General features: G+C 67.2%; 28 protein-coding genes. 10 read left to right on the forward strand and 18 right to left on the reverse strand.

Going from position 1 to position 26,345, the window contains the following annotated elements; all coding sequences use genetic code 11:
- The first annotated feature begins 6 nt into the window (after positions 1-6).
- On the forward strand, positions 7-1,341 hold the full coding sequence (locus PFX90_RS16575; RefSeq protein WP_285713786.1) for a dicarboxylate/amino acid:cation symporter: 1,335 nt from the start codon (positions 7-9) through the stop codon (positions 1,339-1,341).
- A gap of 13 nt (positions 1,342-1,354) precedes the next feature.
- Positions 1,355-1,753 carry a GFA family protein gene (locus PFX90_RS16580; protein WP_285713788.1) on the forward strand — a complete coding sequence of 133 codons (399 nt, stop codon included), beginning with the start codon at positions 1,355-1,357 and terminating at the stop codon, positions 1,751-1,753.
- A 10-nt stretch (positions 1,754-1,763) separates the two neighbouring features.
- On the opposite strand, the gene PFX90_RS16585 is transcribed toward PFX90_RS16580, so the two are convergent.
- The 7 genes from PFX90_RS16585 to dapB all read right to left on the reverse strand — a co-directional run bounded on the left by PFX90_RS16585 (position 1,764) and on the right by dapB (position 8,400).
- Positions 1,764-2,201: a hypothetical protein gene (locus tag PFX90_RS16585; RefSeq protein ID WP_285713790.1), complete on the reverse strand. Its 438-nt coding sequence runs from the start codon at positions 2,199-2,201 to the stop codon at positions 1,764-1,766.
- 76 nt (positions 2,202-2,277) lie between these two features.
- A complete protein-coding gene (locus tag PFX90_RS16590) occupies positions 2,278-4,056 on the reverse strand; it encodes a vWA domain-containing protein (protein ID WP_285713791.1) in 1,779 nt (592 codons plus the stop codon).
- 86 nt (positions 4,057-4,142) lie between these two features.
- On the reverse strand, positions 4,143-4,790 hold the full coding sequence (gene nth / locus PFX90_RS16595; RefSeq protein WP_285713792.1) for an endonuclease III: 648 nt from the start codon (positions 4,788-4,790) through the stop codon (positions 4,143-4,145).
- A gap of 3 nt (positions 4,791-4,793) precedes the next feature.
- Positions 4,794-5,441: a DUF6891 domain-containing protein gene (locus tag PFX90_RS16600; protein ID WP_285713793.1), complete on the reverse strand. Its 648-nt coding sequence runs from the start codon at positions 5,439-5,441 to the stop codon at positions 4,794-4,796.
- Between the two features lie 10 nt (positions 5,442-5,451).
- Entirely contained in the window at positions 5,452-6,420 is a 969-nt protein-coding gene (locus tag PFX90_RS16605) for a YwqG family protein (RefSeq protein WP_285713794.1), read from the reverse strand.
- Between the two features lie 3 nt (positions 6,421-6,423).
- Positions 6,424-7,614 (reverse strand): M48 family metallopeptidase, encoded by a 1,191-nt coding sequence (locus PFX90_RS16610; RefSeq protein WP_285713795.1) that lies wholly within the window; start codon positions 7,612-7,614, stop codon positions 6,424-6,426.
- 57 nt (positions 7,615-7,671) lie between these two features.
- A complete protein-coding gene (gene dapB, locus PFX90_RS16615) occupies positions 7,672-8,400 on the reverse strand; it encodes a 4-hydroxy-tetrahydrodipicolinate reductase (RefSeq protein ID WP_285713903.1) in 729 nt (242 codons plus the stop codon).
- Between the two features lie 143 nt (positions 8,401-8,543).
- On the opposite strand from dapB, the gene PFX90_RS16620 reads away from it, so the two are divergent.
- Complete coding sequence (locus PFX90_RS16620; RefSeq protein WP_285713796.1) at positions 8,544-9,254, forward strand: NAD-dependent deacylase; 711 nt, start codon at positions 8,544-8,546, stop codon at positions 9,252-9,254.
- Here the strand turns inward: PFX90_RS16620 and PFX90_RS16625 are convergent.
- The 6 genes from PFX90_RS16625 to mutM form a co-directional block, all read right to left on the reverse strand.
- Positions 9,235-9,573, reverse strand: a complete 339-nt coding sequence (locus PFX90_RS16625; protein WP_285713797.1) for a hypothetical protein — start codon at positions 9,571-9,573, stop codon at positions 9,235-9,237. The two genes, PFX90_RS16620 and PFX90_RS16625, sit on opposite strands and share 20 nt — an antisense overlap.
- 111 nt (positions 9,574-9,684) lie before the next feature.
- A complete protein-coding gene (locus tag PFX90_RS16630; RefSeq protein WP_285713799.1) occupies positions 9,685-10,449 on the reverse strand; it encodes a HesA/MoeB/ThiF family protein in 765 nt (254 codons plus the stop codon).
- Positions 10,446-10,862 carry a DUF983 domain-containing protein gene (locus PFX90_RS16635; RefSeq protein ID WP_285713800.1) on the reverse strand — a complete coding sequence of 139 codons (417 nt, stop codon included), beginning with the start codon at positions 10,860-10,862 and terminating at the stop codon, positions 10,446-10,448. Before PFX90_RS16635 ends, PFX90_RS16630 begins: the two co-directional genes overlap by 4 nt.
- 240 nt (positions 10,863-11,102) lie before the next feature.
- Positions 11,103-12,506 (reverse strand): chromosomal replication initiator protein DnaA, encoded by a 1,404-nt coding sequence (gene dnaA, locus PFX90_RS16640; protein WP_285713802.1) that lies wholly within the window; start codon positions 12,504-12,506, stop codon positions 11,103-11,105.
- 525 nt (positions 12,507-13,031) lie between these two features.
- Entirely contained in the window at positions 13,032-13,292 is a 261-nt protein-coding gene (gene rpsT / locus PFX90_RS16645; protein WP_017665476.1) for a 30S ribosomal protein S20, read from the reverse strand.
- 151 nt (positions 13,293-13,443) lie between these two features.
- Complete coding sequence (gene mutM / locus PFX90_RS16650; protein ID WP_285713803.1) at positions 13,444-14,259, reverse strand: bifunctional DNA-formamidopyrimidine glycosylase/DNA-(apurinic or apyrimidinic site) lyase; 816 nt, start codon at positions 14,257-14,259, stop codon at positions 13,444-13,446.
- A gap of 71 nt (positions 14,260-14,330) precedes the next feature.
- Between mutM and PFX90_RS16655 the strand changes: the two genes are divergently transcribed.
- From PFX90_RS16655 to PFX90_RS16685, 7 genes are all read left to right on the forward strand, one after another.
- Positions 14,331-15,086, forward strand: a complete 756-nt coding sequence (locus PFX90_RS16655; RefSeq protein WP_285713805.1) for a class I SAM-dependent methyltransferase — start codon at positions 14,331-14,333, stop codon at positions 15,084-15,086.
- Between the two features lie 4 nt (positions 15,087-15,090).
- Positions 15,091-16,647, forward strand: a complete 1,557-nt coding sequence (ubiB, locus tag PFX90_RS16660) for a 2-polyprenylphenol 6-hydroxylase (RefSeq protein ID WP_285713806.1) — start codon at positions 15,091-15,093, stop codon at positions 16,645-16,647.
- Positions 16,644-17,795, forward strand: a complete 1,152-nt coding sequence (locus PFX90_RS16665) for a hypothetical protein (RefSeq protein WP_285713807.1) — start codon at positions 16,644-16,646, stop codon at positions 17,793-17,795. Before ubiB ends, PFX90_RS16665 begins: the two co-directional genes overlap by 4 nt.
- Positions 17,796-17,871: 76 nt before the next feature.
- Positions 17,872-19,533 carry a bifunctional phosphopantothenoylcysteine decarboxylase/phosphopantothenate synthase gene (locus PFX90_RS16670; protein WP_285713809.1) on the forward strand — a complete coding sequence of 554 codons (1,662 nt, stop codon included), beginning with the start codon at positions 17,872-17,874 and terminating at the stop codon, positions 19,531-19,533.
- Positions 19,530-19,982 carry a dUTP diphosphatase gene (gene dut, locus PFX90_RS16675; RefSeq protein WP_285713810.1) on the forward strand — a complete coding sequence of 151 codons (453 nt, stop codon included), beginning with the start codon at positions 19,530-19,532 and terminating at the stop codon, positions 19,980-19,982. The genes PFX90_RS16670 and dut overlap by 4 nt, the downstream gene beginning before the upstream one ends.
- 146 nt (positions 19,983-20,128) lie before the next feature.
- Positions 20,129-20,662 carry a hypothetical protein gene (locus PFX90_RS16680; RefSeq protein ID WP_285713811.1) on the forward strand — a complete coding sequence of 178 codons (534 nt, stop codon included), beginning with the start codon at positions 20,129-20,131 and terminating at the stop codon, positions 20,660-20,662.
- 290 nt (positions 20,663-20,952) lie between these two features.
- Positions 20,953-21,672 (forward strand): RBBP9/YdeN family alpha/beta hydrolase, encoded by a 720-nt coding sequence (locus PFX90_RS16685; protein WP_285713812.1) that lies wholly within the window; start codon positions 20,953-20,955, stop codon positions 21,670-21,672.
- A 4-nt stretch (positions 21,673-21,676) separates the two neighbouring features.
- Here the strand turns inward: PFX90_RS16685 and PFX90_RS16690 are convergent, their stop codons facing one another.
- From PFX90_RS16690 to secB, 5 genes are all read right to left on the reverse strand, one after another.
- Entirely contained in the window at positions 21,677-22,069 is a 393-nt protein-coding gene (locus PFX90_RS16690) for an energy transducer TonB (protein WP_285713813.1), read from the reverse strand.
- Between the two features lie 106 nt (positions 22,070-22,175).
- The gene (locus tag PFX90_RS16695; protein ID WP_419180114.1) at positions 22,176-22,847 is read right to left on the reverse strand and encodes a DUF4136 domain-containing protein; all 672 of its coding nucleotides are present in this window, start codon (positions 22,845-22,847) and stop codon (positions 22,176-22,178) included.
- 128 nt (positions 22,848-22,975) lie between these two features.
- Positions 22,976-23,992 carry a tryptophan--tRNA ligase gene (gene trpS / locus PFX90_RS16700; protein ID WP_285713816.1) on the reverse strand — a complete coding sequence of 339 codons (1,017 nt, stop codon included), beginning with the start codon at positions 23,990-23,992 and terminating at the stop codon, positions 22,976-22,978.
- 1 nt (position 23,993) lies between these two features.
- Complete coding sequence (gene murJ, locus PFX90_RS16705; RefSeq protein ID WP_285713817.1) at positions 23,994-25,613, reverse strand: murein biosynthesis integral membrane protein MurJ; 1,620 nt, start codon at positions 25,611-25,613, stop codon at positions 23,994-23,996.
- A gap of 45 nt (positions 25,614-25,658) precedes the next feature.
- Positions 25,659-26,195, reverse strand: coding sequence for a protein-export chaperone SecB (gene secB, locus PFX90_RS16710; RefSeq protein WP_285713818.1), 537 nt, complete (start codon positions 26,193-26,195; stop codon positions 25,659-25,661).
- Positions 26,196-26,345: the final 150 nt, after the last annotated feature.

The raw sequence follows: 26,345 nt of genomic DNA on the forward strand, positions 1-26,345 counted from the left end.
CCGGCGATGGACCGCAAGCTCACCCTCTACATCCTTGCCGGCATGGTGCTCGGCGTGATCGTCGGCCAGGTGCTCAACCAGAGCCTGCCCGCCGAGGTGATCAAGACCTCGATCGCCCCCTGGTTCAAGCTGCTCAGCGACATCTTCCTCAACCTCATCAAGATGCTGGTCGCGCCGCTGGTGCTCTCGACCATCGTCGTCGGCATCGCCCACATGGGCGACAGCGCCGCATTGGGCCGCATCGGCATCCGCGCGCTGACGTGGTTCATCACCGCGAGCCTCATCTCGATCGGCCTGGGGCTGCTGCTGGTGAACATCTTTCAGCCGGGCGTAGGCGCGCCGATCCCCGACGTCGCCACCGCCACCGCCGCCGTCGGCGAGGTCAAGGAGTTGAAGGCGACCGACTTCATCCTCTCGATCTTCCCGAAGAACGCGGTCGAGGCGTTGGCGACCAACAACATCCTGCAAATCCTCGTCTTCTCGATCTTTGCAGGCGTCGCGCTGTCCGCCATTGGCGAGCGCGGGGCGCCGCTGGTCAAGGGCGCGGATGCGCTCGCCGAGATGATGCTTCAGGTCACCGGCTACGTCATGCGCTATGCCCCGGTCGCGGTGTTCGGCGCGCTTGCCAACGTGGTGGCGGCGAGCGGGCTCGCGATCCTCGGCACCTATCTGACGCTTTTGACCGAGTTCTATTTCTCGCTGGTGCTGCTCTGGGTGATCCTGCTGAGCGCGGGCGCTCTGTTCCTCGGGCGGCGCACAATCACGCTGATCCGCTACATCCGCCAGCCGCTGATGATCGCCTTCTCGACCGCTTCGTCCGAGGCCGCGCTGCCCAAGCTGTTCGAACAGCTCGACCGCTTCGGCGTGCCGCGCCGCATCTCGGGCTTCATGCTGCCGCTCGGCTACTCGTTCAACCTCGACGGCTCGATGATGTACATGAGCTTCGCGACGATCTTCATCGCGCAGGCCTACGGGATCGAGCTCAGCATCGGCACGCAGATCATGATCCTGCTGACGCTGATGATCTCCTCGAAAGGCATCGCCGCCGTGCCGCGCGCAAGCCTCGTGGTCATCACCGGCACGCTGGCGATGTTCGGCCTGCCGGTCGAGGGCGTCGCGATCATCCTCGCCATCGACCAGTTCCTCGACATGGGCCGCACCGCGACCAACGTGGTGGGCAATGCGGTCGCGACCGCGGTCATCACCAAGTGGGAAGGGATGCTGGAGATCGAAGAACCCGAGGTGGTCGAACACCCCCACGCTCCTGCCCACACGGCGGCGGACGGCCGCGCGGGGCTGGAGCTCGATCCGAGCAATTTTGAAGAGGGCGGGCGCGGATGAGGACCGCAACGCCATGACGCTCAACTGCACCTGCGGCGCGGTCACGCTCGAAGTCGCGCGCAAGCCCGACTTCATCCATGAGTGCAACTGCACGCTCTGCACCGAAGCGGCGGCGCGCTGGGGCTATTATCATCCGGCCGAGGTGGCCGTTGACGGAGCCACCTCCGGCCGCCGCCGCACCGACAGGCCGAGCGCGAATGCCGAAGTTCATGCCTGCGGGACTTGCGGGGCGACCACCCATTTCGTGATGACCGAGGCGGCGATAGCGCAGCACGGCAACATGATGATGGGCGTCAATATGTGGCTGGCCAATCCGGCCGATCTCGCCGGGGTCGAAGTGCGCTATCCTGACGGCCTTGCCTGGAGCGGCGAGGGCGAGTGGGCCTATGTGCGCGAGGCGACCGTCCTCTAGCGCGCTGGCCTCACTCCCGCACCTTCACATATTCCACCGGCACGAACTCGCCCAGCCCGCAGCCCGCGCCGCGTTGCAGGGTGCCCGCGAAGTTCTGGAGCGAATAGACGATCTGCTGGCGGCACAGCTGGTCGATCGAGTTCTCCCAGCTGATCGACCGGTCGATCGTCAGGCCGGGGCAGCGGTTGGGGAGCGTCGAGCGGTAGACCTTGCCGCTGCGCATCTCGAAATCGATCACGCTGTCGGAGCGCACGATGCTCTGGCGGATCTGCGACTGGGTGATGCAGGTCTGCCCCTCTCCCACCACCGTCACCGCAGGCGTGCGCTCGGCATCGCGCGCGGCGCGCGCGGCTTCGGCCTCGGGAGACGGCGCGCAGGCGGCGAGCACCAGCGCGGCCGTCAGGGGCAGGGGGGCAAGCGCGAGGGCGAGGTGTGTGCGGGGGGTCATGGCATCTCTCTCCACCGAAAGAATGCGCCCATGATCACCCCCGCGCTTGAACCGCGCCTTAATCCATGAGGGCGCTTCAGGTCTCCTCGCGCTCCATCACGATCTTCACCCCGTCGAAGGGGGTGCGAAGCGTCAGGCGGTTGCCGCGGATCTGGTAGTCGAAGACGAGGTCGGTGTCCTCGATATGCAGCTGGCGCTCGTTGATCGCGAAGCGCTGGTCGATGTCGTCCCCGCGGCGGCGTTCGGTGTAGAAGCCGCCGTCGTCGGTGATCTCGATGATGTCGCCGCGCGCGACGTCCTCGACGCCCTGATGCCGCACGACGCGCCAGCTGCCGACCACCTCGTAGGGCTCGGTCCGGCCGTCCGTCATCAGCCCTGCGAGCTTGGCCGCGCGCTGTTGCAGGGTGCTGACCAGCTTCAGCTCCTCCTTGAGCCCGCTCGCGCCCGATTCCTCCATCCGCTCGGAGAGCTGCGCGAGGATCGCGGCGGCGGCTGCGGGATCGTCGTCCTCGTGATAGGCTGCCAGCGCCAGCCTGGTGCTGCGGAACTGGTCGACCAGCACCTCGGCCTTGGCGAGGTTGGCGGGCACGCCCTCGCTTGCCGCGAGCACCGGCTTCGCATCGCTCTCGCGCCGGTCGGTGATCGCGTCGGTGTAGCTCACCGAGACCTGCGCCAGCGGGCTGCCCCCGGCGGGCGGGGTGCCTTCCAAGGTGGCGAAGATGCCGCCGCCGTTGCTCGACAGGAAGGCGCTGGCGATGGTGACGGTCACGGTCCCCGCGCCCGCGTCCTCGATCAGCTCGCCCGGAACGCCATAGACCGCGCCGACCTTCATGCCGTCCGCCGGGTCGATCGACAGCACGAGGTCATAGGCGACGGGGCTCACCATGTTGCGGAATTCGCGCGCGAAGAGGTCCTTGCCCGAGCCCTCGGTCGGCAGGAAGAACAGATTGCCGCCGCGCACGCTGGAGATTTCGGTCGCCAGCTCCGCGTCGAAATGCGCGCCGACGCCGATGGTGGTCATGTCGACGCCCTTCCTCGAGCCGTCGATGGCCTGCCCCATGAAGCCCTCCGCCGAAGTGTCGCCGACATTGGGGTTCTCGTCGGTGAACAGCATCAGCCGGGTCTTGCCGCGGCTTTGGGGGAGTTCAGCGAAGGCGGTTTCGAACCCGAGCTGGAGCCCGGCTTCCATGTAGGTCGAGCCGTTGATCGTGATGGCGTCGATGGCGCGTTCGAGCGCGGCGCGGTTGCCTTCGACATCGGTCACCGGCTGGTGGACCACGGTTTCCGATCCGTAGATCACGATCCCGAAGCGGTCGCCCTCGCGCATCTGGGAGAGCACGGCGCGCAGCCCCTCCTTGACGCGCTCGATGGGCGCGCCCGACATCGAGCCCGAGCGGTCAACCACCGCGATCAAGCTGAGCGGCTCGGCCTTGTAGGTCTCGGCGTCGACATTGCTGTCGAAGCCGATGCCCACGAACTGCGTGCCCGCATCCCAGCGCGCGGGCTTGGCATGGGTGACAACGCAGAACAGCTGCTCGCACGGGCCGCTGTTCGGCAGGACAAGGTCGTGCTCGCTCAGCAAGCCTTCGGAGGTGAGGCTGGTCGCCTGCGGGAGCTTGCCTGCGAGGTCATCGAACGCGATCGAGCGGAAGTGCTGCACATCCTTCGCCCCGCCCTGGGTGACGCGGACGGCGGCGGTGACGATGATGTACTGATCCGAGGTATCGTCAACCTCGGCCTCGGTTTCGTCTTCGGGCGGATCGGCGGCGGGGTCCTGCGCGAGCGCCGGCGTGGCCAGCAGCGACAGACAGGCGCTCAGCATCAGAGCGCGGCGGGACGACGGTATGAAGCGCATGGCTCATCTCCCCTGTTATGGAGCACGAGACTAACGCGATTCGGGCATCCCGCCTAATGGTATGGTTTTGCAACGGATTTTGCGGATCAAGCGCGCGGATTTTCCAACACTTTCTTGCGGAAGCTGCACAGGTCGGCGACCTTGCAGCGCCAGCACTCCGGGGTCCGCGCCTTGCAGACATAGCGGCCGTGCAGGATCATCCAGTGGTGCGAATCCCGGCGGAAGGGCTGGGGCACGCGCTTTTCGAGCTTGGCCTCGACATGATCGGGGGTCTTGCCCTTGGCCATTCCGGTGCGGTTCGATACGCGGAAGATGTGGGTGTCGACCGCGAAGGTCTCCTGCCCGAACCAGCAATTGAGCACCACATTGGCGGTCTTGCGGCCCACGCCGGGGAGCTTCACCAGTTCCTCGCGGCTGTCGGGCACCGCGCCGCCGTGCTGGTCGACGAGGATCTGCGAGAGCGCGATGACGTTCTTGGCCTTGGAGTTGAACAGGCCGATGGTCTTGATGTGCTCCTTCAGCCCGTCCTCGCCAAGCTCAAGCATCTGAGCGGGCGTCTCCACCTTGCGAAACAGCGCGCGGGTCGCCTTGTTGACGCCGACATCGGTCGCCTGCGCCGAGAGCGCCACGGCGACCAGCAGCTGGTAGGCATTGCCATATTCCAGCTCGGTCTGGGGCGAGGGGTTGTCTTCGGCGAGGCGGCGGAAGAATTCGAAGATCTGGGCCTTGTTCATCGTTCAGCCGAACAGCCGGGACCAGAAGCCGTTCCCGCGTGCGGCTTGCGGAGCGGGGGCCGGGCGCACCCAGTCGGTGCGCTTGTGCCACACGATCCCGGGCACATCGAGCCGCGTCTCGGGATCGCCGTTCCAGTTGGGCGCAAACCCTTGCGCCGTCAGCGCGGCGACGATCGCCGCACCGATCGCGCGCTTGGCCTCCGCCCCTTCCTCGACGGCATCGAAACCCATGAACAGCGCGCCCCCGGCCACGGCCCGCTCGACGTCCTGCCCGTGGTAGAAGGCAAAGCCGCGCCATGTGCCGGGCGGATCGCGGCCGATCAGGTCCCATGCGTCGGAATGGGCATCGCTGGTGGTCACCCCGGCGTTGTGGAGCGCGAGGATGTGGTCCGCCTCCAGCGCATCGAACGCGCGGGCGAGCCTGTCCCAGTCGGTGACGGCGGGCCACCCCGCCTCCGCCGCGCGCTTGGCCGCCATCGCCGCGCGCGCATGATCTCGCACCGCCGCCGCGTGGGGCGCGGCATCGGGATCGAAGGCCATGTCGGCAAGGTAGGTCTCGAGGTCGTCCTCGTTGAAAAAGCCGCCCGCGATCAGTCCGCTCACATGCTCGCGGTGATAGGCCAGATCGTCGAAATCGTCCGCTTGGGTCATGCCTGTGACCTTAAGAGCAATCCCACCAGAAAATCACCCGCGAAAAATCGCCCGCGGCAAGGTCTTCGGCGCGGATCAGCAGATTGGCCTCGCCCACATCGCCCCATTGCAGGTGCTTGTCCGAGGTGAGGCGCAGAAGGCAGGTGTCGTAATCATCGTGGCGGCCTTCCGCGCGAAAATCATACTGCACGAAACTGGGGTAGCCGCCGACATGGTGCGTTTCCGGCGGTGCGACGATTTCGTCCAGCAGGTCTTCCCATTCCTCGAATCCCTCGCGCCGGTGGTGGCCGTGCAGCCGGGCTTCGATCTGCCACTGATCGAGCATGATGGGCATGGTGATGGCCTCGGGCGCGAGCGGCATACCGGTGCGGCTGGCCGTGTCGGAGAGGGCCGAGACCCGCCCGTCACGTTCGGCGGCGGCGAGGTTCTCATGCCGCACCGCGCCCGCACCATTGGGCCGAGACAGCACAGCGACGGTGCTGGCGACGGGATCATCGGGGTTCATGCCCATCAGGTCATCATCGGTCGGCAGGAACACCTGCACCACGCCGCCTCGCGGAAAGCCGGGGAGGGCGGGCATCGCCGCAAAGTCGAGCTGGGCGAGGAATTCCATGCGATTTCCTCGCGGCGATAAGGGCCACTCCTGCTCCTCGGCCAGCCACACCGGCCCGCCGATGCGGCAGCCGTCCGGCGCAGCGGGGCCGGGCTTCGGGCTGAGCCGCATCGCCGGGCGCACCTGCGCGGCGAACCAGGCGGAAAAGTCCGCGTGTTCCTCTGGCGTGATCGGCGGGCCTTCGGGGTTGGCGGCCTCGTATTCGGCGCGCCATGCGCCCAGGCTCTCCTCCGCTGCGCGGGCGCGGGCGGCACGTTCGGGGCGTTCTTTCCACCAGCGCCAGCCCGTACGGAGCGCACGCCACTGTGCCACCACCACGACCACCGCCATGAAGGCGACCGCAAAGACGAAGGCCCCCCAGTCCATCCGTCAGGGCGCAGGCGGCGCGGCGGGCGGGGCCTTGGGATGGGCGGCCTTCCACTCCATCGCCCGAAGGGCACGCTTCTCGACCGAGGGGTGGGTGTAGAACAGCATCTCCTCGAGCGCCGAGGGGCGCGGGTAGCGGTATTCGGCGGTCTTCACCAGGGCGGTTGCCAACGCATCGGGCTCGTTCACGGTTTCGAGCGAGTAGATGTCGGCCTCGGTCTCGCCGACGCGGGTGAGGGTGTTGGTGAGCGGGGTCACCAGCAGGCCCAGCACCGACCCGACCACCGCGAAGACCGGCAGCCCGCGCGGCTCGTCGAGGCTCGCGTCGCTCCCCAGCATCCGCGCGGTCGGCGCGAACAGGCGGTCGAGCAGGAAGAAGAACGCCATCGCCAGCAGCGGGAAGATCACCACGTAGCGCCACACATGGCCGAGCTTGTAATGCCCCGCCTCGTGGCCCGTCACCGCGCGTACCTCGGCGAGGCTGGCTTCCTTGAGCGCCACGTCCGATATCGCGATCCGCGCCGAGGGGCCGAGGCCCGAGACATTGGCGGTGAAGCGGTCGGACTGGCGCGAGCCGTCATACATGAAGATCTTGTCGTGCGGGATGCCGACATCGTCCGCGATCTGTTCGAGCGCGGTGCGCACCTCGCCCGGCGGCACGGGCTTGTAGTCGTTGAACAGCGGCTCGATCAGCGGCGGTCCGGCGAGCAGCGCCAGCAGGGTCACGATGCCGGCAAAGCCTCCGCTCCACAGCCACCAGCGCCTGCCGGTCTTGCGGATCAGCGCATAGACCCCGGCGAGGAACAGCGCGCCCATCACGGTGCCGATGCTCTCGCCGATCGCCATCTGGCCGAGATAGTCGCCGAGCGGCTGGCTGGAGAGGCCATAGCTGCGCTCGCGGTGCCAATCGGAATAGAGATTCCACGGCAGCGCGAGCAGGGTGGAGATCACCAGAAAGGCAGCCGCGACGACCAGCGTGGGAAGAAACCGGCGCGGTTCCTTGAAGCGCGCAGCGATGCGGTCGAGCAGCCTCAGGCGCACCATTATGAAAGCGACCAGCACCGAGACCAGCACCCCGCCCAGCAGCAGCCAGTGATTGCCGGTGGTATAGGCCTGCGCCTTTGCCAGCGCCTCGGGCCCGAGGCTGTCGACCATCCGCGCGGCTTCCTGCGCGGGGGTGAGGGTGGTTGTCATGTCCGGTGATCCCCTGTGTATTGCGCTGACAATACACCGCGGCCCGAAGCGGTCAAGCTAGAGCCCAAGCACGTCGTTCATGGTATAGCGGCCCGCGGGCTTGCCGGTCAGCCACGCCGCCGCCTTCACCGCCCCGCGCGCGAAGATCATGCGGTTTTCCGCCGAGTGCGCCAGCACGAGGCGCTCTTCGCTGCCCGCGAAGATAACCGAATGCTCGCCCGCCACCGTGCCGCCGCGCAAAGTCGCAAAGCCGATCGCGCCTTGCCCCCGCGCGCCCGTCATCCCGTGGCGGCCGCTTTCCATGTTGTCGGCGAGCACGATCCCGCGCCCCTTCGCCGCCGCCTCGCCCAGCAGCTTGGCGGTGCCCGAGGGCGCGTCGACCTTCATGCGGTGGTGCATCTCGAGCACCTCGATGTCCCAATCATCCCCCAGCCGCGCGGCGGCCTCCTGCACCAGATGCGCGAGCAGGGTGACGCCCAGCGAGAAATTGCCCGATTGCAGCACCGGCACCGCGCGCGCGGCTTCGGCCAGCATCACGAAATGCGGCTCCTCCAGCCCCGTGGTGCCGACCACGATCGGCTTGCCCGCCACCTTAGCGGCACCGAGGTTCGCGCTGAGCGCATCGGGCGCGGAGAAATCGACCAGCACGTCGCATTGCGCGGCATGCGGCCCGATGCTCCCGCCCGCGTCCACCCCGACGCACAGGCTGTGCCCCGCATCCGCAATCGCCGCCTCGAGCGCCTGCCCCATTCGGCCCTTGTGCCCGATCACCCCGAATTGCAGCATCATCTTGCCCTTACCTCGTCATGCTGAACTTGTTTCAGCATCCATCTCGCGTCTAGGTGAAACCTTCGCTTGTGGAGCGATGGACTCTGGAAGCGAAGCTGACCAAAGGTCAACCAAGTTCAGGGTGACGACAAGGGAAAGACATGGGCCAACCCCGCAGCATCGTCATCCTCACCGGAGCGGGGATTTCCGCCGAAAGCGGGATCGACACCTTCCGCTCCGCAGGTGGCCTGTGGGAGCAGCACCGGGTCGAGGACGTCGCCACGCCCGAGGGCTTTGCCCGCAACCCCAACCTCGTCCTCAATTTCTACGACATGCGCCGCGCCGCATTGGCGAACGTCGCGCCCAATCCCGCCCACGAAGCGCTCGCGCGGCTGGAGCGGGCGTTTGCGGGCGAGCTGCTGCTGGTGACGCAGAACGTCGACGATCTCCACGAACGCGGCGGCTCGGCCCGCGTGCTGCACATGCATGGCGAGCTGAAGAGCGCGCTGTGCACCGCCTGCGAGATGCGCTCGCCGTGGCACGGGAGCATGATCGACCGCCCCCCGTGCCCCGTCTGCCGCGCGCCCATGCTGCGCCCCGATGTCGTGTGGTTCGGCGAGATGCCCTACGAGATGGGCCGCATCTACCGCGCGCTCGAGAGCTGCGACCTCTTCGTCAGCATTGGCACTTCGGGCGCGGTCTACCCGGCGGCGGGCTTTGTGCAGGAGGCACGGGCGGCCGGGGCGCGGTGTCTCGAACTCAATCTGGAACGCAGCGAGGGCAGCCGCTTCTTCCACGAGACCCGCCTCGGCCCAGCGAGCGTGCTGGTGCCGGAGTGGGTCGAAGAGGTGCTTAGTCGCGCGGCGGAATAGGCGTCGGCGGATTGGCGCCGCGCTCCTTGCTCCAGCTGCGCCCGCCGTCGGTCGGGGCAACCGGCACGCCGTTTTCGGTTCGGCCCGTCACCCGGGAAGGTTCGGCGTGGTGATGATCCGAGACCGTCGGATCGATCGCGCCCGGCGTCCCCTCGACCGGCTCGGCCGGATCCTCGTGGCGCTGGCGCTCGGCGACCGCGGCGTCCTCGTGGTGGTCCTGCGCCTTCTTCGCGCGCAGCAACGAGACCACGCCGATCACCAACCCCATGCCGAGCGTGAACACCGCCAGCAGCATGATCGTGTTGTAGTCGAAATTCATCGCTCCAGCCTCCTTGGGTGAGAGGGGGGCGACCTTGCGGGGCAGGACTATGTTCCGCTGCCCCCGCGCGAATCGTGCCGCGCCGTGGCCGGGGCAGGGCAGGCCGAGCGGTCAGCCGCAGGTGCGGCAGGCGGGGTCCTTGGCGATGCGGATGGTGCGCATCCCCGGCTCGAGCCCGTCGAGGATGTGGAGGCGGCCCCAGCCGGGCTCGCCCAGCAGTGCGGTTCCGGCCAGCAGCACCTTGACCGCCTGGAGCGCGGCGAAGGTGCCCACCCAGCCCGCCATCGCGCCGAGCATCCCGTCGTCGGCGCAGGTGTCGCAGTCCTCGGCATCGAAGGCATCGCCGACGAAGCAGCGGTAGCAGGCCTCGCCGGGCAAGTGCCCCGCGAATGCCCCCACCTGCCCCTGAAACCGGCCCACGGCGGCCGAGAGCAGCGGTATGCCCGCCGCGACGCAGGCATCCGAGACGGCAAGGCGGGTGGCGAAATTGTCGGTGCCGTCGAGCACCAGATCGGCCTCCGCGATAAGGCTTGCGGCATTCTCGGGCGTGATCCGCGCGTCGGAGACGTCGACGCTGAGCGAATCGTCGAAATTGGCGAGCCAGCGCCGCGCCGAGACCGCCTTGCCGTAGCCGACATCACGCTGGGTGAAGATCGTCTGGCGCTGGAGATTGCTCACATCGACCACGTCATCATCGACCAGCGCGAGCCGTCCGATCCCGCTCGCGGCGAGATATTGCAGCGCCGGTGAGCCGATCCCGCCGAGACCGATCACCGCGACCTTGCTCGCGGCGAGGCGCACCTGCCCCGCGCCGCCCACTTCGGGCAGGACGATATGGCGGGCAAAACGTTCGAGCCGTGCGGGGGAGAGACTCACTCGGGCTTGTCCTTGCGCCGCTCCTGCTTAAAGGCGCCGATGCCGTGCCACCACAGGAAGGCAATCACCGCGCCCTTGGTCGGCTGGAGCATGGCGATGAGCATCACGATCGACACCGGCAGCAGGATGGCGAGGGTCAGCCACGCCGAAAGCCCGGCGGAAATCATCGCGATCACCACCGGCGCAAGCAAATGCCCGACCACGAAGATGCCGATATAGGCCGGAAAATCATCGGCCTGCTGCACCGACCAGTCCTGCTTGCAGTGTCCGCAGCGATCCACCGGCTTGAGCCACTTGCTGAACAGCGGAGCCTCGCCGCAGCGCGGACACTTGCCGCGCGCGCCCCGGAGCAGCGCGGGAATCCACCCCTGGGGGAGGGTGACAAGCTCGGGGGAAAGGCGTTGGTGGGGCATGGACAGGCTGTTTACAGCCTGTGGACGCGCTGTCGACAGGCCTGTGGGCAGGGCTGTCGAAAGTGCGGGGAGAAGGTGTGGGTGCGGAGGTTGCAAGTCCCTCCCCGTTCCGCAGGAATGGGGAGGTGTCGCCGCGAAGCGGTGACGGAGGGGTAATACCCCGCCGCTGCTTCAGACCCCTCCGTCAGCCCTGCGGGCTGCCACCTCCCCATTCCTTCGGAACGGGGAGGGACTAAGGCCTCAGCTCTCCAGCTGCCGCAGCAGGCTCCTCACATCGCCGTCCATGTCGGCATCGCGCTGACGCAGATCCTCGATCAGGCGCACCGCGTGGATCACGGTCGAGTGATCGCGCCCGCCGAACTTGCGCCCGATCTCGGGGTAGGAGCGGGGGGTGAGCACCTTCGAGAGATACATCGCCACCTGCCGCGGGCGCACCACCGCGCGGGCGCGGCGCTTGCTGCTCATTTCCGCCCGGTCGATGCGGTAGAATTGGCAGACCGTGCGCTGGATCTCGTCGATGGTGATCCGGCGGCGGTTGGCGCTGAGGATGTCGGTCAGCTGCTCCTCGGCAAGCTGGAGCGACACATCCTGCCCGGTGAGCTGGGCATAGGCGATCAGCTTGTTGAGGCCGCCGACCAACTCGCGCACGTTGCGGGTGATGGTGCGGGCGAGGAAATCGACCACATCCTCGGGCACGCTCAGCGGGGCGAATCGCGCGAGCTTCGACACAAGGATCTTCTTCCTCAGCTCGATGTCGGCGGGCTGGATGTCGGCGACGAGACCCATCGACAGGCGGCTGAGCAAGCGCGGTTCCACCCCGTCCAGCGCCTGCGGCGCGCGGTCGGCGGCGAAGACCAGCCGCTTGCCCTCGGCGAGCAGCGCGTCGATCGTGTAGAGCAGCTCTTCCTGCGCGCTCGCCTTGCCGATGATGAACTGGATGTCGTCCACCAGCAGCAGGTCGAAACTGCGAAGGCGCGCCTTGAACTCGATCGTCTGGCTCGACTTCAGCGCCTGGACGAATTCGACCATGAAGCGCTCGGCCGAGCAGTAGAAGATCCGCGCACGCGGGTGGGCCTGGAGATAGCCGTGGCCGATCGCGTGGAGGAGGTGGGTCTTGCCCTGTCCGGTCGCCGCCTTGAGATAGAGCGGCGAGAACTGCGGCTGTTCGAGCGCCGCCATGCGCTGCGCCGCGTTGCAGGCGAGGATGTTGGCCTCGCCCGTGACGAAGGCGGCGAAGGTCAGCGAGGCATCGAGACCCACCGAGGAGGTAAAGGTCGCATCGCCCAGCGCGCCCGCCGCCATGGCGATCGCGCTCGCCCCGTCATTGGCGGGGCGGCGGCCGTCGTCGAGCCGCAGGTCGGGCAGCTGGCGGCGGCCCGGGTGCACCATGATGTTGACCTTGCGCACTTCCGAGCGCGCGATGCTCCATGCGAGCTGGAGCCGGTCATGGAAGCGGTCGCGCACCCAGTTGGCGGAAAATTCGGTCGGCAGATAGAGATCGAGCGTCCCGCAATCGCGGTTCAGCGCACCGAGCTGGATCGGCTTGATCCACTGGCTGTGGAGCTGGTGACCCAGATCCTTGCGCAGGCCCTGACTGATATCCGCCCAATCGGCGGCGAGATTTACGGCTTCGGAGTCTTCCATCAGATGTTCGTCGGCCTGGCGGCCAGTAGTCCGCGCCTTGTCAGTCCTGTGCACAAGCTCATCCCCAATTCACGTACCGCCTGCGAAGCCTGTCCCGAGGCCGCGCAGACTATTTATCCCAATGCGACAGGCTATGCCTTTCCCTTCCCCCGGAATCGCAATTCCCGAGGAACCCCCCTGTCGGCCAGTTTGTAAAACACCCGGACTGTCCCGCGCCGGGTGGAGTTCATGTAAAGAACGCATCGGCCCGCTGCGCAAGCGCGGACTTTTAAAAAAAGTGAAATAATCCTGTTGACTCGGCTCTACCCCGCAGACTTGCGTTGAAGTGGCTGAATCATAAAGAAAAGCCCCTTGGTTAACGCGCGAATCGCGGTGAATCCTGACATTTGGGGCAGATGCGTCGGTCGCAATTGTCGCAAAACGAAACGGGCCGCGCTCATGGAGCGCGGCCCGTTGCGTCGCTGAAGCCGATCGACCCCGTATTCGCGCGTAGAACGCGGGTGACGGGATCGCAGGCGATTCGAATCAGAGCGTGGCGACTCGCTTGGTCAAGCGCGACATCTTGCGCGCCACGGTGTTCTTGTGGAGCACGCCGCGGGCAACGCCGCGGGCCATTTCCGGCTGGGCCGCCTTCAGCGCGGCAGCCGCGGCTTCCTTGTCGCCGGCTTCGCAGGCCGCTTCGACCTTCTTGATGAAGCTGCGGATGCGGCTCACGCGCGCGCCATTGATGGCGGCGCGGTTCGCGTTGCGGATGATGCGCTTCTTGGCTTGCGGCGTATTGGCCATATTCGTGTCTGTCTCGCGTTTGCTTCGGGCCGCGGGTAGCGACCGGGAAATTGGTTGGCGGTTGCTCGAAAAGAGGCGAGCGGACGCAGGGCCCAACCGCCGGAAAGCAGCGCGCATAGTCGCGAAGCCGCCAAAGGTCAACGATTCTCGCCTACCTCTGGCAGACGGGGCAATACCACGTGCTGCGCCCGCCTTGCGCGATGCGCTGGATGATACCGCCATCATCCCTGCGGCAGGCTTCGCCCTCGCGACCATAGACGTCGAAGGAGCTGGCGAAATAGCCCAGCTCGCCGTCGGGCCGGGCGTAGTCGCGCAAGGTCGAGCCGCCGTCGCGGATCGAGGCTTCGAGCACGTCGACGATCGCGGGCACCAGCCGGGCGAGCTGCGGCCGCGTGACCTTGCCCGCGGGTTTCGTGGGCCGGATGCCAGCGCGCCACAACGCCTCGCACACATAGATATTGCCGAGCCCCGCGACGATGCGCTGGTCGAGCAGGCACAGCTTGATCGACTGGCTCTTGCCCTTGAGCGCCGCCTTCAGATGGCCTGAGCTCAGCCCCGGTCCGAGCGGCTCCGGGCCCAATGCCGCGAATTGCGGCCAGGCCTCGAGCGCTCCCGTCTCCACCAGATCGACCGATCCGAAGCGGCGCGGATCGCACAGGGCGAAGCGGTGACGCTCGGTTTCGAGCAAGAGGTGATCGTGGGTATCGGGCGTCTCGGGATCGATCCGCCAGCGCCCGCTCATGCCGAGATGGAAGATCATCGTCGCCCCGCGATCGAGGTGCAGCAGGCCATACTTCGCGCGGCGCGAGAGCGCGCTCACGGTGGCGCCGGTCATCACCTGCACCAGATCGGCGGGGAAGGGGCGGCGCAGGTCGGCACGGTTCAGCGTGACGCGCGTGATCCGCTCGCCTTCGAGGAAGGCGGCGAGGCCGCGCACGGTGGTCTCGACCTCGGGCAGTTCAGGCATTGCAATCTTCGCACATGGGTTGCCCTGTAACACCCTTTGCGCCCGGCTCAATTCCCTCTAGGGATCGCCGCATGAGCGACAACACCGACGAAACCGTCTCCTTCGGCTACCAGCAGGTCACCCCCCAGGAAAAGACCCGCAAGGTCGGCGAGGTCTTCTCCAGCGTCGCGCGCAAGTACGACATCATGAACGACGCCATGTCGGGCGGGATGCACCGCTTGTGGAAGGACCGCTTTGTGCGCCGCGTGAAGCCGCAGCCGGGCGAGCAGATCCTCGACATGGCGGGCGGCACCGGCGACATCGCCTTCCGCATGGCCGAACGCGGCGCGCACATCACGGTCGCCGACATCAACCAGGACATGCTCGACGTCGGCGCCGAACGCGCGCTCGAACGCGGGTTCGACGAGGAGGACGGCGCGCTCGTCTTCACCTGCCAGAACGCCGAAAGCGTCAGCTTCGCCAGCAACACTTTCGACGCATACACCATCGCCTTCGGCATCCGGAACGTCACCCACATCGACAAGGCGCTGGCCGAGGCCCTCCGGGTCCTGCGTCCGGGCGGGCGGTTCTTCTGCCTCGAGTTCTCGACCGTCGAGTGGTCGGGGCTGAAAGAGGCCTACGATATCTATTCCGAACACCTCCTGCCGCGCATGGGGCAGGCGATCGCGGGGGACGCCGATTCCTACCGCTACCTCGCCGAATCGATCCGCAAGTTTCCGCCCATGCCCGCCTTCGAGCAGATGATCCGCAAGGCCGGCTTCGCCAACACCAAGGTCGAGCCGATCATGGGCGGGCTGGTGGCGATCCACTCGGGGTGGAAGATCTGACCCAGTGACCGCGTCTGTCGTCCACCTCTCCCGCCTCGCGCGCTGGGGCGTCACGCTCGCCCGCAGGCGCGCGCTGGTGGGGATCGAGAATGATCCCAACGCGCCGATTGCCCTGCGCAACCTGGTGCGGCTGGCGCGGCTCGCGACGCTGACCGGCAAGGCGGGCCCGCGCGATTACGCCGGGGCCTTCCGCGCCATCGGCCCGGCGGCGATCAAGCTCGGCCAGAGCCTCGCCACCCGCCCCGACCTCGTCGGCGAGGAGGCGGCGAACAATCTGCTGTCCTTGCAGGACTCGCTCCCGCCGGTGCCCTTCGCGCAGATCAAGGCCGCGATCGAATCGAGCTTCGGCCAGCCGCTCGACAAGCTGTTCGCCGAAATCGACCCCGAGCCGGTCGGCGCGGCGAGCATCGCGCAGGTGCACAAGGGCGTCACCACCGATGGCCGCAAGGTCGCGATCAAGGTGCTGCGCCCCGGCATCCGCGAGAAATTCGCGCGCGACATCCAGACCTACGAATGGGCCGCCGCCCATGTCGAGGCGATGGGCGGTGAGGCCAGCCGCCTGCGCCCGCGCCTCACCATCGCCAATTTCAAGCGCTGGACCAATTCCGAGCTCGACCTCAGGCGCGAGGCCGCCTCGGCCAGCGAACTCGCCGAACAGATGGCTGGCGTTCCGGGCTACCGCATCCCGACCATCGACTGGGACCGCACCAATGGCCGGGTGATGACCATCGAGTGGATCGACGGGGTCAAGATCAGCCGCGTCGACGAGCTGCGCGCACGCGGGCATGACCTCGCCGCGATCTCCGAGCGCCTCGTCATCAGCTTCCTCACCCAGGCGATCAGCGCGGGCTTCTTCCATGCCGACATGCACCAGGGCAACCTGTTCGTGGAGGACGACGGCACCATTGTCGCGATCGATTTCGGGATCATGGGCCGGATCGACCGCCGCGCGCGCCAGTGGCTGGCGGAAATCCTCTACGGGCTGACCACAGGCAACTACCAGCGCGTCGCCGAGATCCATTTCGAGGCGCAATATGTGCCGAGTTACCACTCGGTCGGCGAATTCGCGACCGCCTTGCGCGCCGTGGGCGAGCCTATGCGGGGCAAGCCGGTGAAGGAGCTCTCGGTCGGCCAGATGCTCGACGGGCTCTTCGCGATCACCCGCGATTTCGACATGCAGACCCAGCCGCATCTGCTGCTGCTGCAAAAGACGATGGTGATGGTCGAAGGCATTGCCACGCAGCTCAACCCCGACATCAACATGTGGGACACCGCCGCGCCCTATGTGCGCGAATGGATCCGTGACGAGCTGGGGCCCGAGGCGGCGCTGGCCGACCGGCTCAAGACCGATGCCGAGACCCTGCTGCGCCTGCCCGGCCTGATCCGCCGCGTGGAGGAAATGTTCCCGCCCAAGGGCGGCGCGCCCGAGCCGCCACCGCTCCCTGAGATCCCGCTCATCATCGAGCGTCGCGAGGGGCCGGGCGTGCTCGGCTACCTCGTGGCTGGCCTTGCTGGCGCGGGCGCGCTGTGGGGAGCAATGGCGCTCGGCTGGATCGGATGACGGCCGACGCTCGGCCATCGCTCTTGGAGCGGTGGGAGGCGCTGGGCCGGCCGTTTCCGCACCTGCCCCGCTGGGCGGCGGCGCTTGTGCTGGCCCTTGCCCTCGCAGCGGCTGCCGCCGGGGCCTTGAGCGCGGCGCGTGCGCCGACGAGCGGGCCGGCTGACCGGTCCGCAACGCCGGCGCACGCCGCCGCGCCGCGCACGGAGGCCCATTCCGTCACGCGCGCCAAGGGCGACATGGCGCTCTATGCGCGCATCGCCGCGCGCGTCGCCGCGGGCGAGGGCTACCACGCAGCCGCGCTCGCCGAGCACCGGGCGAGCGGCTACCCGACGCGCCCTTTCGTCACGGTCCGCCTGCCGACGCTCGCATGGTTGCAGGCGGCGATCGGCGCGGACGGCGTGCGCTGGCTGGCCTTGGCGCTGGTCGCGGCCGCCATTGCTGCGCTCGTCTGGAGGGCGGTGCCGCTCGCCAGTATCGAGGAGCGCGTCATCGCGGCCGCGCTGCTCGCCGCAGGCGGCGGCGCGGCGCTCTCGCCGGTGGCCGCGTATGACCATGACTTCATCGCCGGGGTGCTGCTGAGCCTCGCGCTGCTCGTCTGGCGCCCGGAGCGCTGGTGGCCTGCCCTGCTCGCCGCCGCCGCCGCGCTCGCGGTGCGCGAGCTCGCGGCGCCCTTCGTGGTGCTGTGGCTCGCCTTCGCCCTCGCCGAGGGCCGCAGGCACGAGGTGCTCGCGCTCGCCGCCCTGTTGGCCCTGTTCGCGGGCGGCCTTGCCGCGCACGCGCTCGCGGTCGATGCCCTGCAGCTGCCGGGCGACCTCGCCTCGCAGGGGTGGGACGCGCGTGCGGGTTATGGCGTGCCGCTGGCGGGACTTCTCGAATTGACCGGCCTGCGCCACCTCCCGCCAATCCTCGCCGCCCCGCTGGCAGTGCTGCCGCTTATCGGCTGGGCGGGCCTGGGCGGGCGCATGGGCCTCTTCGCGACCCTGTGGTTCACGGGGCTCGCCACCATGATGGCGCTCTTCGCGCGGCCCCAGAATTACTACTGGGTCGAGCTGATCCTGCCCGCCTACGCCATCGGCCTCGCCTTCGCCCCGCGCGCGCTGGCCGAGCTTTTCGCGCAGGCGACCGAGCGAATCTCAAAGCAAATTTAACCAAACTTTGCGATTGCAGGCGGGTGCACTATGTGCGCAAGAACCCCGGCATCGGCGTGAGAGGCGATTTGGCGAGATGAGCGAGCAGGCAGACGCAGCGGGTTTTGCCCCACGCATCCTGCTGGTCGTGGGCGGCGGGATCGCGGCCTACAAGGCCTGCGAGCTGGTGCGCCTGATCCGCAAGGGCGGCGGGGACGTCACCTGCGTGCTCACCAAGGGCGGGCAGCAATTCGTCACCCCGATGTCGCTCGCTGCCCTGAGCGAGAACCAGGTCTACACCAATCTCTTCGACCTCAAGAACGAGGCCGAGATGGGTCACATCCAATTGTCGCGCGAGGCTGACCTTGTGGTCGTCTGCCCGGCGACCGCCGATCTGCTCGCCAAGATGGCCGCAGGCATCGCCGATGACCTTGCCACTACGCTGATCCTCGCCACCGACAAGCCGGTGATGGCCGTGCCCGCCATGAACGTGCGGATGTGGGAGCACGAGGCGACCCAGCGCAATATCGGGCTGCTCAAGGCCGCGGGCGTCACCGTGCTCCACCCCGACAAGGGTGCGATGGCCTGCGGCGAGTTCGGCTATGGCCGCCTGCCCGAGCCCGAGGCGATCTGGCGCGAGATCGCCGCCCATTTCGGCGTGGTCGTGCCCGAGGCTCATGCCCCCGCACGCGGTCCGCTAATCGAAGTTGAAGCGCTCGAGCCCGAGGAAGAGGACGACGGCGCCGCCGCCATGCCCGAAGGCGGGCTCAGCGGGTTCTTCTCGCGCATCATCCCGCGCTCGACCGCCAAGCGCACCCATGACGAGATCGAGGCCGAATACGAAGATCTGCCCGAGACGATCCCCGAGGACCTGCTGCCCGAGGAGCCCGCGCCCGAATTCAACCCCGATTTCGCCGGGCCGCTGCTCGCGCGCAAGGGCAAGGCCGGGGCCGCGCCGCCAATGGATGCGGGCGCGGTCAATCACCTGATCGACCCCCGCAAGGCCCCCCCGCTGCCCGCCGTACCCGAGGTGCCCGAGGAGATCGAGGACGAGCTCGGCGAAGTGCCCGGGGGCGAGGATTTCGCTCTCGAGCCCGCACACCGCCCGCTCCACGGCCGCCACGTTCTGGTCACCGCCGGGCCGACCTGGGAGGCGATCGACCCGGTGCGCTACATCGCCAACCGCTCGAGCGGCAAGCAGGGCTTCGCGATCGCCGCCGCCGCGGCCGCGCTTGGCGCGCGGGTGACTTTGGTCGCGGGGCCGGTCGCGCTGAAGACCCCCGCGGGCGTCAGCCGCATCGATGTCGAGAGCGCGCACGAGATGCAGCAGGCCGTCCGCCGCGCGCTGCCCGCCGATGTCGCGGTGATGGTCGCCGCCGTCGCCGACTGGCGGCCGCGCGACTATCAGGGCCGCAAGATCAAGAAGCGCGAATCCGCGCCGCCCGTGCTGATGCTGACCGAGAACCCCGACATCCTGATCAACCTGTCGGCAGGCAGCCATCGCCCCGGCCTCGTGGTGGGCTTTGCGGCCGAGACCGAGAAGGTGCTCGACAACGCCAAGGCCAAGCGCAAGCGCAAGGGCGCGGACTGGATCGTCGCCAACGACGTGTCGGGCAGCGTGATGGGCGGCGATCTGAACCGCGTCACCATCGTCACCGCGGAGGGGGTCGAGACGCTCGACGAAATGCCCAAGTCTGCCGTCGCGATGGCGCTGGTCGAACGCATCGCCGCCGCGCTCCACGCGGAGGCGGCTGAGTGAGCGTCAAGGTTGAGGTAAAGCGCCTGCCGCACGGCGAGGGCCTTCCGCTCCCCGCCTATGCCACCAGCGGCGCGGCGGGGATGGACGTGGTGAGCGCCGAGGACGTGACCCTTGTCCCGGGAGCGCGCCACGCGGTCGCCACGGGCCTTTCGATGGCGATCCCCGCAGGCTTCGAAATCCAGGTGCGGCCCCGCTCGGGGCTGGCGCTGAAGCACGGCATCTCGGTGCCCAACACCCCCGGCACGATCGACAGCGACTATCGCGGCGAGCTGAAGGTGATTCTGATCAACCTCGGCAGTGAGCCCTTCGCGATTCAGCGCGGCGACCGCGTGGCCCAGCTGGTGCTCGCGCCGGTGGTGCAGGCAGCGTGGGACGAGGTCGCGGAGCTTGACGCGACCGAGCGGGGCGAGAGTGGTTTCGGGTCGACCGGGGGGCACGCCGGGCTTTAAGGCGTTCGTTGCTCTCTTTGTTCGGATCGGTTAAGTCTTCGAATACGAAGGTATTCTCGGAGCCTATGGCTATGCCTATTCGACTTGTAACTCTTCTCATCTTCTGTTTGGCACTCAGCGGATGCTGGGTCTCGGATCGGTCATTAATGCCTGCTGCTGAACGCGACTCGTTCGAGTTTACTGGATCGTTTTTCACTGATGACCAGGAGTTCTTTTTGACACAGGACGAGAGCAAGGTTCTAACAATAAACACTAAAGAGTTAGGTGAGAAATCATATCGCGCTACAGTTGATTTACTCCGTGAAGAAAAAGAAGAAGTATCATCTGAAATATGGGGAAATGACCCTTCGGTCCCCGGTTTTGTTAGACATTATTTAATAGAACTTGAGATAAGAGTAGAAGATAAAAATCCAGTTTTTTACTACGAGATTTTAGAGGTATCGAAGGTTACCGCAAGCTCGTCAATATCGGTTACAAATTTTGAAGTTCAGTGTAATTCTAGCATATTTAAATTTGCACGTGATGAGGCCTATGTTGGTTGTGTCTTCGACAACTATAATAGTGTCCGCTCTGCTGCTCTCGAAACACTGGCATGGTATGATGACCGTAGAATGCCGCTGGCTTTGACCCCCCAAGAGTATACGCGTTCGAAGCCTCAATTTGAGCAAAGCGTGCCCTGATTAGGCCGACCTCCTAACCGGATCCGTCCATCAGGCCACAAAACGGCGGCGCCGATCTCTTTGCATGGTCGGAAGGTTCGCGTATGCAGATTTATCAGGAAAGCTTGTTCGGCCTCGAAAGCTGAGCCTTCGCCGCTGCGCCGGCCCGTCAGTCCAACCGCACCACAACTCGCCGCAAAATCCCCCGCTCCCGTCGCCAGCCTCTTGTCAACCAAATAAGTTGAGTTATCTTCGCCAGAGTCGGACCATACCAATGGACGGTCATCAACGCCCTTTGAAGGAGCGCCGACATGGCCATTACCCAGACCCATTCTCTCGAACTCACCCCCGAGCGGCTTGCCGATGATCCGCTGATCCTCATCATCCCCGGTCTCGGCAACAGCGGCCCCGATCACTGGCAGACCCAGTGGGAGGCGCAGATCCCCGATGCCGAGCGGGTCGAGCTCGGGATGTGGGACGATCCGCATCGCAACACCTGGGTGAACAAGATCAACCTCGCGGTGCACCGCGCCGGGCGGCCGGTGATCCTCGTCGCGCACTCGCTCGGCTGCCATGCGGTCGCCTGGTGGGCGGAATACGAGCAGCCCGCCTATGGCAACCCCGTGGTCGGCGCGCTGCTGGTCGCCCCGCCCGATGCCGAGCGCGCGGGGGTGGACGAGCGGATCGCCCGCTTCGCCCCGACGCCGCGCCGCGCGCTGCCCTTCCCCGCCTTCCTCGCCGCGAGCGAGAACGACCCCTATTGCTCGCTTCGCAATGCGCGCGGCCTTGCCGCCGATTGGGGCGCGACCTTCGCCTATGCGGGCTCGATCGGGCATATCAACGCGGACAGCGGGATCGACGACTGGGCTTTCGGGCAATTGCTGCTCGCCCAACTGCTGCGCGAGCATCGCACGCGGCAGGGGATTGGCCGCGAGGACGAAACCGCCACCCGCCGCCGGGCCGCAGCCCGCTACACCCGCCTGCCGTGGATCCAGAGCGCCGAGGGCGCGCGGCGGGCGAACGAATGGTGAGGCTTTAGGGCCGGTCTGCCTGCGCCCCGGTCTCAAGCGAGGCCGGGGCTTCGGGCACCTTCCAGTGCATCCACTGCACATAGCGGCCCGCAACCGCCTTCCCGCGCTTGTCGCGCGCGGGGGCGAAGCGCGCATAGCGGGTGAGGAGCCGGCAGGTGTTCTCGTCCAGCCGCGCATTGCCGCTGCTCTCGACGATCTCGCACGCCCTGACCCGGCCATCGCGTGTCACGGCAAGGGCGAAGCGCACCGAGCCGCCTTCATCGCAAGCGTGCCAGTCGCACATCCCGTCGATGTTACGGGGCCAGGTATCGGGCGACAGCGGCACCGGCGCTGTTTGCGCCAGGGTGGCGGCCGGGGCAACGAGAGCGATCAGAGCAAGGAGGGCGGGACGGATCACACTGCGGATCATACGCGTGAAGCAGGCAACAAAAAAGGCGGCGCGATCCCCTGCGCCGCCTCTCTTTGTTCCCGTCCAAGGGTCTCTTGCGGAGTGTCCTACACCATCAATCGACGGCGCGCACGGTCTTTTCGCTGTCGTCGCGAATCGTGATGCGCACGGTCTCGCCCGAATTGCCGGGGAAGCCGGTGAACAGCGCGTCCACGAGGTTGGGCACGAGGCGCGGCAGGCGGTTCGAGCGCGACACCGCCTCGGCCTTGCCTTCGAACAGGCGCTGGCCATCGGCGCGGCGGTCGATCTTCACGTCGACGCCGCTGGTGTAGATCGTGTAGCTGCGCACATTGGGGCCGCCCAGGAAGGGGTCGTTGAAGCCGAAGCCCCAGCCGCCACCCCAGCCGCCGCCCCAACCGCCCCAGCCGCCCCAACGGCCCCACGGGCCGAAGCCGGCGCCGACGCCCGGATCGGTGCGCACGCGCTCACGCCCGCCATCGACGCGGTAGTCGAAGCGCACCAGCATGTCGGCGGTCTCGGGCGAGGCAGCCTTGGTATAGCCGAGCTCGGTCAGCTCGGCGGCGACCGCGTTGGCATAGTTCGCGAACTCGAGCCCGCCGGCCAGCTTGGGGTCTTCCGCCACGACCGCGAAGGTCTGGCCTGCAGGTGCAGGCAGCGGCACGGCGAAGCGCGAGACGTCCGCCTTGAACGGCGTGGCGCAGGCCGAAAGCCCGAGGGCGAGAGCGACGGGGAGGGCGAGGCGATTGAAAGTCTTCATCGAAGGCATGATGGCACAACCTCTGTCTGGCGGCCATTGCAATGAAGGCAACGGCCTTTACCCGGGATACTCTATTACGCGCGAATGAACGGCAATTGAATATCCGTCGATAGTAACAAGCACTTCGTCGCAAATGCCTAGTGTCGCACCAGCCCCAGCGCCTTGTAGGCGGCATCGAGCGTCGGCGTGCCGCGCTCGCGCGCCTTGGCGGCCCCGCGGGCGAGGATCGCGTCAAGGGCTTCGCGATCCTCTTTCAGCGCCACGAAGCGGTCGCGGATCGGGCCGAGTTTGGCGACCAGCAGATCGGCCAGCGCGGGTTTGAACGCGCCAAAGCCCTGACCGCCATATTGCGCCAGCACCGCCTCCACCGATTCGCCCGACAGCGCGGCGTAGATGCCGACGAGGTTCTTCGCCTCTGCCCGCCCTTCAAGCCCAGCCTCTTCGGATGGAAGCGGCTCGGGATCGGTCTTCGCCTTCCTGATCTTCTGCGCCATCGTGTCGGCATCATCGACAAGGTTGATGCGGCTCATGTCGGAGGGGTCCGACTTCGACATCTTGGCGTTGCCGTCGCGCAGGGACATGATCCGCGCCGCCTCGGCCGGGATGATCGGCTCGGGCAGGGTGAAGACGGGGGCGTCCTCCGAAGCGAAGTCGTTGTTGAACTTCTGCGCGATGTCGCGGGCGAGCTCGAGGTGCTGCTTCTGGTCCTCGCCCACCGGCACATGGGTCGCCTGGTAGAGCAGCACGTCGGCGGCCTGGAGCACGGGGTAGGTGAAGAGCGCGACCGACTGCCCTTCGCGGTTCTTGCCCGCCTTGTCCTTCCACTGGGTCATGCGGTTCAGCCATCCCATGCGGGCCGTGCCGTTCAAAAGCCATTGGAGTTCGGCGTGCTGGGGCACCTGCGCCTGATTGAACAGAACCGAGCGATCAGGGTCGATCCCGCAGGCCACCAGCGCCGCGACCATCTCGAGCGTGCCTTGATGCAGGGTCGCCGGATCATGCGGCTGCGAGAGGGCATGGAGATCGGCGAGGAAGAACAGCGCCTCGGAACCGGGCTCCAGCGAATCCTGCATCGCCGCCCAGTTGCGGATCGCGCCCAGGTAATTGCCCAGATGCAGATTGCCCGTCGGCTGGATGCCGGAGACCACGCGCATGTTATTCAACCTCCAGTATCTCGTCATCGGCCTTGGTGCGGGCCGGTCGCTGCCGCCGTAGCTGGCCGATAAGGTCCTTGTCGAGCGCGCCGACCGCGAAGGCCGCGCCGAAGAACACCGCGCCGCCCGCTGCGACCAGCGCGGTGAGCGACCACAGCTTCTCGAACAGGTTGCCCGCATAGCGCTCGGTCATCAGCGGCATCAGGAACCACAGCACGCCGGTCATCGCGCCCGTCGCGATCAGCTGGCGCGCGATGCGGCTCACCAGCTTGGGCGTGAAGTGGAACCAGCCGCGCCGGTGCAGGATCGCGTAGAGCAGCAGGCAGTTGAGGCTCGCCGAGGCCGCGGTCGCGCCCGCGAGGCCGACGATGCCGTAGCGCTCGACCACGTAGAGGTTCACCGCGATGTTGAAGATCAGCGAGGCGAGCGCGGTCCAGACCGGCGTGCGGGTGTCCTCGCGCGCGAAGAAGCCGGGGTTCAGCACCTTGACGATCACATAGGCGGGAAGGCCTGCGACCAGCGCGACGACGATGTTCGCCATCAGCGCGCCGTCTTCCATGGTGAACTTGCCGCCCACGAAGAACGCCGTGCAGAAGGCGGGCGCGCACACTGCCAGGGCGGCGGCGGCGGGGAGGGTGAGCAGGGTCGCGATCTCGAAGGCGTTGCCTTGCAACCGCTGCGCCTCGGCATTGTCGCCGGTGTGGATGTGGCGGCTCAGCATCGGCAGGATCGCGGTGCCGAGCGCAATCCCGACGATCCCGAGCGGCATCTGGTTCAGCCGGTCGGCGAGCTTCAGCAGCGTCAGCGATCCCTGCGGCAGCGAGGTGGCAAAGAAGGTGTCGACCAGCTGGCTGATCTGGTAGATCCCCGCCCCGAAGGTCGCGGGCAAGATGAGCAGGCCGAGCTTCTTCACCTCCGGTGTGAAGCGCGGCATCTGCACCTTCAGGCGCACGCCCGCGCGGCGGGTCTCCCACGCGAGGTAGACCAGCTGCGCCAGCCCCGACAGCGAGACGGCGGCGGCGAGGATCTGCACCACCACCACATCATCGCCGCTGTCTCCGCGCAAGCGATCGCCGAGCAGAATGCCCGAAATCAGGAAGATGTTGAGCAGCACCGGCGCCGCCGCGCCGGGGCCGAAGCGCGAGCGCGCGTTGAGCAGGCCCGAGAGCATGGCGACAAGGCTGATGAAGAACAGGTAGGGGAAGGTCACCCGGCTGAGCAGCACCGAAAGCTCGAACTTGCCCGGCACCGCGGCATATTCGCGCGCCAGCAGCCACACGAGCCCCGGCATGACAATCATGCACACGCCGCTGAAGGCGAGCAGCACCCACATGAACACGCTCAGCACATCGTCGGCAAAGCGGGTCGCCGCCTCCTCGCTCCCCGGCTCGCCGTCGCGCCCGTGGAGCGCGCGGCTGTAAAGCGGCACGAAGGCGACGCTGAAGGCGCCCTCGGCAAACAGGCGGCGGAAGGTGTTGGGCAGGGTGAAGGCGAGCTGGAAGGCATCCGCCGCCAGCCCTGCGCCCAAGACGCGGGCGAGCAGGATGTCGCGGGCAAAGCCGAACACCCGGCTCACCGCCGTCAGCCCGCCGATCGTGCCGACGTTTCTGATAAGACTCATGGCCTGATCAGGCTCATCGCGCCAGCCCCCTGCCGGGCGCTATGCTCACGCGTTGCCGGTAACGGGCGCGATCGGATCGCCGCCCGCGGCTTCCTCGGCACGGCGCGCGGCGAGCTGCTGGGCGTAGATCCCGCCGAAATCGACCGGATCGACCATCAGCGGCGGGAAGCCCGCATCGCGCACGGCATCGGCAACGACGCGGCGGGCGAAGGGGAACAGCAGGCGCGGCGCTTCGGCATAGAGGAAGGCGTGGCCCTGCTCCTCGGGCACATTGCGCATGCCGACGAGGCCGCAATAGGCGAGGTCGACGATATACATCGTGCCGCGCTGCGAGGCGGCGGTGAGCGTCAGCTTGAGCGTCACCTCGTGCACATCGGGGCTGATCTTTTCGGCGCCGATGTTGAACTGCACGTCGATCTGCGGCGGCTCGGGCCATTGAAAGACGTCGGGCGCGGCCGGGTTCTCGACCGAGAGGTCCTTCACGTACTGGGTGATGATCCCGACGGCAGGGCTGGTGTCTTCGCCGTTCGGCTGCGGCCCGGTGTTGTCGAGGTTGGTGAGGACGCCTTCTTCTTCGGCCATGGTCTTGCCAGTCTTTCAAAATGAGTAATCGGTGATGCGCCCGCTGCACGAAAACCGCGCGCTGGCCGCCTGCGGGCGCGCCTAGCAGGGGCGCGGGGTCGCCGCAACTGCGCGCCGTGCCGATTTCATTTGCCCCGCACCGCAACCTAT

Origin of the sequence: Erythrobacter oryzae (genome assembly GCF_030271515.1) — a bacterium.
GTDB classification, from domain to species: domain Bacteria; phylum Pseudomonadota; class Alphaproteobacteria; order Sphingomonadales; family Sphingomonadaceae; genus Erythrobacter; species Erythrobacter oryzae.